General features: G+C 47.5%; 1 protein-coding gene and 1 tRNA gene. One reads left to right on the top strand and one right to left on the bottom strand.

What is annotated here, in order from left to right; all coding sequences use genetic code 11:
* Window positions 1–59 precede the first annotated feature (59 nt).
* Window positions 60–1,223 carry a porin OmpC gene (ompC, locus tag OGX94_RS00830; RefSeq protein WP_286568503.1) on the top strand — a complete coding sequence of 388 codons (1,164 nt, stop codon included), beginning with the start codon at window positions 60–62 and terminating at the stop codon, window positions 1,221–1,223.
* A gap of 169 nt (window positions 1,224–1,392) precedes the next feature.
* Here the strand turns inward: ompC and OGX94_RS00825 are convergent.
* Window positions 1,393–1,515, bottom strand: a tRNA-OTHER gene (locus OGX94_RS00825).
* Between the last annotated feature and the right edge of the window lie 217 nt (window positions 1,516–1,732).

Below are 1,732 nucleotides of genomic sequence, written 5' to 3'. Positions count from 1 at the left end.
GCTCATGATGTCCCTCTGGGATGCGCTCCGGATGAATATGATGATCTCATATCAGGAACTTGTTCGCACCTTCCTTAGCTGCAGGCGCAGCAAATGCGGCTGAAATCTATAATAAGAACGGCAATAAACTGGATCTGTACGGTAAAGTCGATGGTCTGCGTTATTTCTCTGACGATGCGGGCAACGATGGCGATCAGACCTATGCGCGTGTAGGTTTCAAGGGTGAAACACAGATCAACGAGATGCTGACCGGTTACGGTCAGTGGGAATATAACATTCAGGCCAACGGCACCGAAGGTGACAAAGGCGATTCCTGGACTCGTCTGGGCTTTGCCGGCTTAGGTTTTGGCCAGAACGGTACCTTCGACTACGGTCGTAACTATGGCGTGGTCTACGACGTAGAAGCCTGGACCGATATGCTGCCGGAATTTGGCGGTGATACCTACACCCAGACCGACGTGTATATGACCGGTCGTACCAACGGCGTGGCCACCTACCGTAATAACGGCTTCTTCGGTCTGGTTGATGGCCTGAACTTTGCACTGCAGTATCAGGGTAATAATGAAGGTGAAGGTACATGGAGTGGCCAGGAGGGTTCCGGTAATAGCCAAAACCGTAAACTGGCGAAAGAAAACGGTGACGGTTTCGGTATGTCTACCTCCTATGACTTCGACTTTGGTTTAAGCCTGGGTGCGGCATACTCCGCATCTGACCGTACTGATGAACAGGTTGCGCGTGGTTACCAGGGCGGAATGAACCAACGTAACAACTATGCGGGCGGTGAAACAGCTGAAGCCTGGACCGTTGGTGCTAAATATGATGCGAACAACGTTTACCTGGCAGCCATGTATTCAGAAACCCGCAATATGACTTACTATGGCGGTGGTAACGGTGAGGCTAGCGGCGGTATCGCTAACAAAACGCAAAACTTTGAAGCCGTTGCTCAGTACCAGTTCGACTTTGGCCTGCGCCCTTCCATCGCTTACCTGCAATCTAAAGGTAGCGATTTAGGTGGTCAGGAAGTCAGTCGTGGTAACTGGCGTTATGTCGACAAAGACCTGGTAAAATATGTTGATGTGGGCATGACGTACTATTTCAACAAAAACATGTCCACCTATGTCGATTATAAAATCAACCTGCTGGACGAAGACGACAGCTTCTATGAAAGCAATGGTATCGCAACTGACGACATCGTTGCGGTTGGTTTAGTCTACCAGTTCTAATTGACGCAAAAACAAGCAAGCCCGCTTCATATGAAGCGGGCTTTTTATTTATACGAAACGTATTTTTTTATCACACGGGCATTACAACGATAAACTTGTGAGGATACTCAAAGAAAAAAACATCCATGAGAACTGTCGTTGAAAGCGAGGCGTGCAAGTGCTTGAATAGTGGCGGAGAGAGGGGGATTTGAACCCCCGGTAGAGTTGCCCCTACTCCGGTTTTCGAGACCGATTTCATTGGTAATATTTTCAATAACTTAACTTTTCTTGCTGGTATATCCACAATATTTCCACTTCATAAAATTCAACTAGTTACGCGTTTATCCATACTTAATATACCAACACTTTCTGAGCTAAAACCTATAGTTCAAAGTACAACCTAGAGGTGAGACTGTGTGGAAGATATTCCCAGTCAATGACGCGTGAAGCCTAAGGAAGGTGCGAACAAGTTCCTGATATGAGATCATCATATTCATCCGGAGCGCATCCCAGAGGGACATCATGAGCCA

This window comes from Citrobacter sp. Cpo037 (assembly GCF_030332945.1).
Taxonomy (GTDB): domain Bacteria; phylum Pseudomonadota; class Gammaproteobacteria; order Enterobacterales; family Enterobacteriaceae; genus Citrobacter; species Citrobacter portucalensis.
This window is presented reverse-complemented; position numbering and strand designations above follow the sequence as displayed.